The sequence below is a fragment of the Gordonia gummivorans genome (assembly GCF_022513585.1).
In the GTDB taxonomy this organism is placed as follows: Bacteria; Actinomycetota; Actinomycetes; order Mycobacteriales; family Mycobacteriaceae; genus Gordonia.
Genome location: NZ_JAKWBF010000008.1, coordinates 160029 through 168406, shown reverse-complemented (window position 1 = coordinate 168406; position 8378 = coordinate 160029). Strand labels below are relative to the sequence as shown.

Annotated in this window: 8 protein-coding genes and 1 pseudogene; 4 read left to right on the top strand and 5 right to left on the bottom strand. The window is 64.7% G+C overall.

Annotated elements, in window-relative coordinates; translation table 11 throughout:
* The first annotated feature begins 280 nt into the window (after window positions 1–280).
* Window positions 281–703, top strand: a complete 423-nt coding sequence (locus tag MKW15_RS08665) for a nitroreductase family deazaflavin-dependent oxidoreductase (protein ID WP_240857192.1) — start codon at window positions 281–283, stop codon at window positions 701–703.
* Here the strand turns inward: MKW15_RS08665 and MKW15_RS08660 are convergent.
* Together MKW15_RS08660 and MKW15_RS08655 are read right to left on the bottom strand one after the other, a co-directional pair.
* Window positions 676–1212, bottom strand: a complete 537-nt coding sequence (locus tag MKW15_RS08660; protein WP_240857191.1) for an SRPBCC domain-containing protein — start codon at window positions 1210–1212, stop codon at window positions 676–678. The two genes, MKW15_RS08665 and MKW15_RS08660, sit on opposite strands and share 28 nt — an antisense overlap.
* Window positions 1209–1544: an ArsR/SmtB family transcription factor gene (locus MKW15_RS08655; protein ID WP_240857190.1), complete on the bottom strand. Its 336-nt coding sequence runs from the start codon at window positions 1542–1544 to the stop codon at window positions 1209–1211. The genes MKW15_RS08660 and MKW15_RS08655 overlap by 4 nt, the downstream gene beginning before the upstream one ends.
* A gap of 315 nt (window positions 1545–1859) precedes the next feature.
* Here MKW15_RS08655 and MKW15_RS08650 point away from each other — a divergent pair, with 315 nt between their 5' ends.
* A complete protein-coding gene (locus MKW15_RS08650) occupies window positions 1860–2579 on the top strand; it encodes a hypothetical protein (protein ID WP_240857189.1) in 720 nt (239 codons plus the stop codon).
* Here MKW15_RS08650 and MKW15_RS08645 read toward each other — a convergent pair.
* Window positions 2576–4479: pseudogene (locus tag MKW15_RS08645) on the bottom strand (MDR family MFS transporter). The gene MKW15_RS08650 and the pseudogene MKW15_RS08645 overlap by 4 nt on opposite strands.
* 201 nt (window positions 4480–4680) lie before the next feature.
* Window positions 4681–5313, bottom strand: a complete 633-nt coding sequence (locus tag MKW15_RS08640) for a TetR/AcrR family transcriptional regulator (RefSeq protein ID WP_240857188.1) — start codon at window positions 5311–5313, stop codon at window positions 4681–4683.
* Window positions 5314–5403: 90 nt separating this feature from the next.
* Here MKW15_RS08640 and MKW15_RS08635 point away from each other — a divergent pair, with 90 nt between their 5' ends.
* Window positions 5404–6231, top strand: coding sequence for an alpha/beta fold hydrolase (locus MKW15_RS08635; protein WP_240857187.1), 828 nt, complete (start codon window positions 5404–5406; stop codon window positions 6229–6231).
* A gap of 18 nt (window positions 6232–6249) precedes the next feature.
* The gene (locus MKW15_RS08630; protein WP_240857186.1) at window positions 6250–7269 is read left to right on the top strand and encodes an LLM class flavin-dependent oxidoreductase; all 1020 of its coding nucleotides are present in this window, start codon (window positions 6250–6252) and stop codon (window positions 7267–7269) included.
* Between the two features lie 6 nt (window positions 7270–7275).
* Here the strand turns inward: MKW15_RS08630 and MKW15_RS08625 are convergent, their stop codons facing one another.
* Window positions 7276–8244 carry a zinc-binding alcohol dehydrogenase family protein gene (locus MKW15_RS08625; protein WP_240857185.1) on the bottom strand — a complete coding sequence of 323 codons (969 nt, stop codon included), beginning with the start codon at window positions 8242–8244 and terminating at the stop codon, window positions 7276–7278.
* Window positions 8245–8378 lie beyond the last annotated feature (134 nt).

Here is an 8378-nt window from a genome sequence, read left to right as displayed (position 1 = left end):
ATGACCGGCGGGATGGCGACGTCGACCAACCGAGCAGATGTCGGCAGCGCCCTTGGGTGGGAAGCGTTCGCGCTCCGACGTCCGAGCTGTGTCCACGACAGCAGGGTCGCGGACCTGCGAGGCACGTCGTCGGCGTGTCGCGATTTCAGAAACCGCGTGTCTTGTCAGAAACCCGATGCGCACCAGCGGTTTCTGGCGGCACCTGCGGTTTCTGGCGACAAGTTGGGTCGCTTCGACCCGAGCGAGGAATAGTGTCGGCCCAACGGTGTTGTCTTCGAGCATGAGCGCACAACCTGAACTGAGCCCCACCGACTGGGTTCGTACCCAGACCACCACGATCCTCGAGCAGGGCACCACCGACGGAGTGCAGGTCCTTGGCCGACCGATCGTGCTGTTCACCACCACCGGCGCGAAATCCGGCAAGAAGCGTTATGTCCCGTTGATGCGCGTTGAGGAGGACGGCCGGTACGCGATGGTCGCGTCCAAGGGCGGAGCGCCGAGCCATCCGTCGTGGTACCACAACATCAAGGCGCATCCGCAGGTGACCGTGCAGGACGGTGCCGAGGTGCGCGAGTTGACGGCCCGCGAGGTCGACGGGGATGAACGTGCGCACTGGTGGGATCTGGCTGTGGCGGCGTATCCGCCGTACGCCGAGTATCAGACCAAGACCGATCGTCAGATCCCGGTATTCGTTCTGGAGTGATCCATAGGGGTCGTGTCGGGTGACGTCCCGCCCGTCTCCGCCAGTGCCGCCAATGCGTCGGTCACCGACCCCCAACCGTCGAAGAAGCCCAGTTCCTCGTGCAGAGTCCGCTGTTCGGGGTCGCCGTGCCGGACCACCGCACGGTAGTCGGTACCGTCGGGGTGGTCGTCGAGGATGATCTCGGCGGTCATCGCCACGGGTTGCGGTGACGCGGGCCGCCACGCACTGTTGACGGCGTTGGTGAAGACCAGTCGACGTTCGTCCTCGACGACGAGGAACACTGAGTCTGTGTGTGGCACATACGTTGTGCCGTCCTCGCTCATCTGGGTGACAAAGGCGCCACCGGGCCGGACGTCGAGGTGGTCCACGCGCGTTCGCATCGGCGCCGGAATCCACCACTGCTCCAAGAGATCCGGCTGTGTCCATGCTCGCCAGATGTCGCGGCGTGGGGCTCGGATGAGGCGCTCGATAGTGAGGTCGAACCGGGGGTCGACGGCAACGGTGGTCATGAGTTCTCCTTCGGGTTGGTGACGAATTGCTCCAGCCGGTCGGTGCGGTCTTCCCAGATGCGACGTTCGCCGGCGAGCCAGTCGTCGATCAGGGCGAGACGTTCGCGGTTGAGTGCGCAGGTCCGCACGCGGCCGTTCTTGGTGGTGTGGATCAATCCGCTCGATTCCAGGGTTCGGACGTGCTTCATGAAGGACGGAAGCGTCATGGCGAAAGGGCGTGCCAGTTCGCCGACGCTGGCCGGCCCCTGGCCCAGCCGGCGGATCACTTGGCGCCGTGTCGGCTCGGCGAGCGCGATGAAGACCTCGTCCAGCGCATCCGAATACTTTTCCACAAGGCAAAGTATCTCACATACTTAACCTTTAGGCAAAGTATTTAGGAACTCGGTGGCGTCGTTGGATCGATCGGCCGCCTTGTCGCGCTGCCGTGGGGGTGAATGGGCGCGGCGGCCCATCGGACGATACGTTTCGGGAGCAAGAGAACAGTTTCGGCAGGGGACGGGGCATTCATGACACAGCCAGGAATGGGCGGATCGCCGCATGGTGGATGGTCGGGACAGCCCCATCGAGGTCAACCGACCGCCCACTACGCGCCCCCAGCCTGGGGTGCGCCTCAGGGTCCGCCACCCATTCAGGGTCAGTCACCCCAATTGGCCCGACCTCAGCAGTTCTATGGCGCGCCGCAGATGATGGCCCAGCCTCAGCAGTTCCACGGTCAGCCCCAGTTCGGTGGTCCCCAGTTCGGTGGTCAACCGCCCTCGTCCGGGTCGGGCAAGGTGATCGGCATCGCGGTTGGTGCCGTCGTGATCGCGGTGGCGCTCGTGGTCACCCTGTCCATCGTGTTCTGGCCTGGTGGCGACGACGATGCGGGCTCGACCACCACGGTCACTCTGACCGACAGTGACGCGAGCGACTCGTTGGACGTCACCCTCCGGGCGCCCAAGGGGTGGAAGCTTCAGGAGACGCCCGGCGATTCGTCGATCGTCACGTTCGTGCGGAGGTCGGAGACGCACACCAACGCCGAACTGCAGGATCTCTTCGTGAAGATCAGGCGTGGTGACGTTGTCGACATCGACGCCGCCGAAGCCGTGTCCATCGCAGTGAAGAATTGCGCGGGCTACGGCGGAAAATTCGAGGCGGCGCCCACCGCAGGTGCCGGATGGAAGAAGTCGAAGTCACCGATCACCTCGGATGACCACGGTTACAGCACCCGCCAGGACGCGGCGATCATCGCAGCGACCGCCAAGACCTGCCTGCTCGTCATCGGATACGACGTCGCGAGGTCGACGTCGCAGCTGACCGGTAAGCCACGCCAGATCGTTGACGACATCGCGGACGGCAAGTACGTCACCCGTGTCAGCAAGCACTAACGCGACTGGGGCACTTCCTCGTGAAGCCGGCGCGCAATCTGGTCGAGCATCGCCTGTACGTCCGGCTCGTCGCTGCCGGGACAATCGGCGACCAACGCACGCAACTCGGTGCGCTGGGCATCGAGAAGATTTTGTGCCTCGGCATTTCCCGTCGGCGTGATCGACACGTCCGCCTCGTCGATGTCCACCATCCCGCGGGCGGCGAGCGCGTGGGCAGTCCGCTCGATGGTCGGCAGTTCGGTCTCCGACGCCGAGGCCATCACCTCCATGTCCCGACTGCCTTCCTCGGCGACCCGGCTGAGCATCCATGCCTCACCGCGTGAGAGCGGACTGTGCGCGGCGTCGACGACGTGTTCCCATGCGCGCAACTTGTTCTCGCGGCCCAGGGCGCGCCAGATCTGGAGTCGCAATTCCTCCAGCGACGACCGCTCACTCGGCATGCCGAAGGATTCACTGGGTTCGGGTGTCCTTGTTGCCGTGCGCAATTCAACTTCCGGCAGGAGCCACGACAGAACGAAGGCAACCGCACCGATCGGGACCGCAACGAGGAACACGGTCTGAAACGAATCGGTGAAACCGTCGAGGTACCAGAGCCTCACCTCCGGCGGGCACACCTTCAGCGCGAGCGCCGAGGCTTCGAGGCTCTCCGCAGAGCATCGGTCGACCGCGGCAGCCGGCGCGGATTCGGTCAGGTGACGGTCGAGTTGGGCGTTGAAGATCGCGCCGAACACCGCCACGCCCACTGACGCACCGATCGTGCGGAAGAAGGTCGCGCCCGAGGTTCCGGTACCGAGGTCGCGGTACTCGACGGCATTCTGCACCGCGAGCACGAGTACTTGCATCACCAAGCCCAGTCCGACGCCGAGAATGAACAGGAACAGACTCGTGGTGGTGCCCGACGTGGTCGTGTCCATCGTCGACAGCAGGTACAGGGCGACCGTGAAGATCGCACAACCCACGATCGGGTAGGCCTTGTAGCGACCGGTTCGGGAGATCACCTGACCGGATGCGACGGAGGTCAGCAACAGACCCACCATCATCGGGATCATGCGCAGGCCCGACGAGGTCGCGGATTCGCCCTGCACGGTTTGCAGGAACAACGGCAGAAACGTGATGGCGCCGAACATGGCGAAGCCCACGACAAACCCGACCGTCGAAGCGATCACGAAGACCCGATTGGTCAACAGCCGGAACGGCAGCACAGGTTCCGGAGAGCTGCGCTCCACCAGCGCGAACGCGACCACAGCGATCACCGCTGCGGCGATCAGCACGAGAATTCGGGCCGACGTCCATCCCCAGATCGAGCCGAACGAGGTGACCAGCACGATGCAGGTGGAGATGAAGGCGAGGAGAACGATGCCCCAGTAGTCGATCACCGGCTTGACCGCCGACTTGGTCGACGGGAGCACGAGAACGATCGCGACCAGGGCGACCGCGCCGATGGGCAGGTTGACGTAGAACACCCACCGCCAACTGAGGTTGTCGACGAAGAAGCCGCCGAGCAACGGGCTGCGACGCTGGCGAGCCCGAACACTGCGCCGAAGATTCCCTGATAGCGGCCCCGCTCGCGTGGCGGCACCACGTCGCCGATGATGGCCTGCGCCAACACCATCAGTCCACCGGCGCCGATGCCCTGGAGCGCTCGGTAGCCGATGAGTTGCGGCATCGATTGGGCGGTGCCGCACAGCGCGGAGCCGATCAGGAAGATGACGACACACGCGATGAACAGTCCGCGCCGACCGAAGAGGTCGCCGAGTTTGCCCCACAACGGCGTGGTCGCCGTGGTGGCGAGCATGTAGGCGGTGACCACCCAGGAGAGGTGGTCGGCGCCGCCGAGATCGCTGACGATGGTCGGGAGCGCGGTGGCAACGATCGTCTGATCGAGTGCGGCCAGCAGCATCGCGAGCATCAGCCCACCGAAGATGGACCAGATGCGACGTTGATCCAACTGCTCGGCGGGCGGTGAGCCGGCGGTCATGGTGTGGGGGCAGCAGCGACGAGGAAGGCCATATGTGCAGTACTCACTTGTTGTCGGTGCCTCGACGCGGTTTGGACACTCTCCTGAATCCGATTGGGCCGCAACGATTTGGCGAAGTGAACCTCAGGACTGAGGTCGCAGCGTCAGGGTCGCGCGGGTATGCAGGGCGAACCACTGCTCCCATTGATCTGCAGACCAGCCGCGCTCGTCGAGGAGCATCAGCCACTGGCGTCGAGAGGCCAAGAGCCACACCGAATCCACGATTGCGTCGTCGATGGGGATGGCCGGCGTGAGGCCTCCGGCGACGAGGCCGACGGCGAAGGCGACCTCGTCACGTCGGCGTTGTTCCCGTACGTGCAGTCGACTTGCCGCGTCGGCATCGGTGACGGCGGCCTGGTCGAGAACGTTCTGAATGCGGGCCGATCGTTCGTGTGCGGCGCGCAGCCAACTCGCTGCGGCATCGACCCTGTCGTCGAGTGAGCCGGTGCCCATCGTTTGGTAGGTGGCCATTTCTCGCACCGGGATGTCCCGGCCCTCCGAGAGCGCGTTGTCGATGCACGCATCGAGGAGCGCCAACTTGCCGTCGAACTGCTGATACACGGTCTGCCGGGTGAGTCCCGAGGTTGCCGCGACCCCGGCCATGGTGGTCGACGTCCATCCGTCGTCACAGAACATCCTCGTTGCAGCGGTGATCACCGCGCTCCGGTTGGCGGCGGCGCGCTCGTTGCGCACCGTCGACGTGTAGGTCCGAGCCACGCATCGAGTCTATGGCTTGCGGCTCTTTCCATTCACCGAAATTGGGATTACTCTGTGTAATGTCAATAATGGAACGCGTAGGAGCAAACGATGGATGAGCTGCAGATCGACACCGAAGTAGGGCGGCTACACGTCTTCGTGGTCGGCTCAGGTCCGCCGGTTGTTCTGTGGCACAGCATGTTTGTCGATTCACGAAGTTGGGATCGCCTGGTTCCGTTGCTCGCCGGGCGGACGTTGTACCTGATCGACGGCCCTTCGATGGGGCGCAGCGAGCACATGACGTCGCCCGCCGACATCGCCGCTTGTGCTCGAGCTGCCGCCACCATCGTCGACGCGATCTGTACACGCGAGCAGGGTGCCCAGGTCGACTGGGTCGGAAACGCGTGGGGCGGGCACGTCGGCATGGAACTCGCGGCGCGACGGCCCGATCGTATTGCGAGTCTGGTCGCGATGAGTGCGCCGACGTTTCCGATCGACGCGGCCATGCGCAGACAGATCTCGCTGCTGTTGCCGCTCTACCGAATCCTCGGACCTCGGGGACCCGTTCGCGCTGCGATCGTCGAAGCGATGTTCACCGATGAGACCCGCGCCCACGATCCGGGTGCGGTCTCGATGCTCGACGACTCACTGCGATGCTCAGGTCGGGCATTGCTGCCGGCGGTGCACACCGCAATCCTGCGTCGCACCGACTTGGCCTGGGCGACACGCCGCATCACCTGCCCGGTGCTGCTGATCACGACCGACGATCGGGGTGAGTGGACTACGGAACAGGCCGCGCCCATCGCAGCCGAGATGGCCGATGCTCGCGTCGTCGAGATCACCGGCGCGCGCATCCTGCCCGCCGTCGAGCAGCCGACTGCCACGGCGGAGGCGATTGTCGAGTTCTGGGCGCAGGCTCGGGTGAACGATCGCGGCTGAATCGGTCAAGATGTCAGCATGACTGGCGACAACCGGCCACTGGAGAAGATGGGTTTTCTCACCATCGGCCGATTCGACGAGCACGATCCGCGCGCGGGACATCTGGAGACCCTGCGGATGATCGAGATGGCCGAGGACCTCGGATTCGACAGCGTGTGGGTTCGTCACCGGCACCTGCAGTTCGGGATCTCCTCGCCGGTCGCCGTGCTGGCGGCGGCCGCGATGCGCACGAGCCGAATCGAACTCGGTACGGCTGTGATACCGCTCGGGCTGGAGAATCCGTTTCGACTCGCCGAAGATCTCGCGACAGTCGACCTGTTGTCTGAGGGACGCCTCAATCCCGGTGTCTCCGTGGGTACTCCGATGCGCTACGACGACTACAAGACCTCGCTCTATCCCGATACCCACGACATCGAGGACTTTTCCAAGGATCGTGTGCAGCGACTGTTGTCCGGCCTTCGCGGCGAGCCGGTCAGTTCCTTCGAGGGCACCGTCGGGATCGAGACCTATTCGACACGCATCCAGCCGCATTCGCCGGGTCTTGCCGATCGTGTCTGGTACGGCGGCGGCCTGGCGTCGGCGCAGTGGGCGGGGGAGCAGGGACTCAATTATCTGACATCGTCGGTGGTGTCGATCGAGGGAACCGATTCTCGGGACTTCGCGACGATCCAGGGTGAACACATCGACGCCTACCTCGCGCACCATCGCGATCCGACGCGGGCTCGGGTATCGCAGGGGCTTGTCGTCATTCCCACCGATTCCGCGACACCTGAGCAGATCCGTCGGTATGAGGACTACCGCGCATCACGGCTCCCGCGAACGGCCGGGCCACAGGGTCCGCGCGGCATGATGTTCTCGCCGGATTATGTCGGGCCGTCTGACGAACTGGCCGAACAGCTTCGGTCGCACGCGGGATTTCAGCGTGCATCCGAGGTCGCGTTCGCCTTGCCGTTCTCGTTCGACGCCGCGGACTACGAACAGATCGTGACCGACATGGCCCGCCATCTCGGTCCCGCGCTCGGGTGGTCGCCGGGCTGACGGCGATCAGCGGGTCAGGACCACACCCTTACCCGTGAGCGCGCCGTTCTCCATGTCGGTGTGCGCTTCGACGATCTCATCGAGCCGGTAGGTCTTCGCGACCGGAACGCTGATCGTGCCCGTTGCGACGTCGTCGATGAAGTCCTGGAGGACGGCCGGCGGGAGATCGGTGGCCGACCCGCCGTATGCCGTCAGACGTACGCCGTTCGGTAAGTAGTCCATCGGGTAGAAATCGGGGATCGTCCACTGGTCGGACAGCATGCCGGTGAAGCAGACGACCCCGTGGGTCCGCGTCGCACGCAAGGTGTCGCGAAGGGTGTTGGCGCCCACCAACTCCACGGCTCCGTCCACGCCGCCATCGGTGAGCGCTCGTACCTTGTCGGCGATGTCGCCGTCGTCGATGACGACGTGATCGGCATACTGCTCGAGAAACTCTCGGCGCGACTCCTGCCGAGTGGTGGAGATGACGCGCATGTCGCGTCGTCGGGCGAGAACCGCCAGCGCCAAACCGATCGACGATGTTCCGCCGCGGATCAGCAGGGTTTGACCCTTGTGGCCGTCGACCCCGGTGGTCAGCGATCCGTAGGCGGTCTGAAGCATCTCAGGAATGGCGCCGAGGGTGGCCCAGGGTAGATCGCTGTCAAAGGCGATGACGTTGGACGCGGGCACACACGTGTACTCCGCGTACCCGCCGTCGAACTCGCGTCCCATCCCGCCCATCAAGGTGACCACCTGAGTGCCGACCTCGAATTCGCCACCGGGGCAGTCCGCCACCACTCCGGTCGCCTCGATGCCGGGGATCCGGGGGAAAGTGCCGTTGTCGGCCACTCCGCGTCGGGAGTGGAGTTCGGACCGGTTGAGTCCGAATGCCTCGACACTGATGAGGACCTGGCCGGGCGTGGGCTTCGGGGTCGGCACGTCGCGGATCTGAAGGACGTCCGGTGGGCCTGGCTGGGTGACGACGACGGCTCTCATGCCGCCTACAACCGACGATCGGTGCGACGCATTCCATCTGGGTGGTACCGGATCGTGACCTTGTGATGCCTCGCTGGTGATGATGGATCGTCACAATAGCCTCACTAGTCACACCAGCAACACCAGTCACGCGC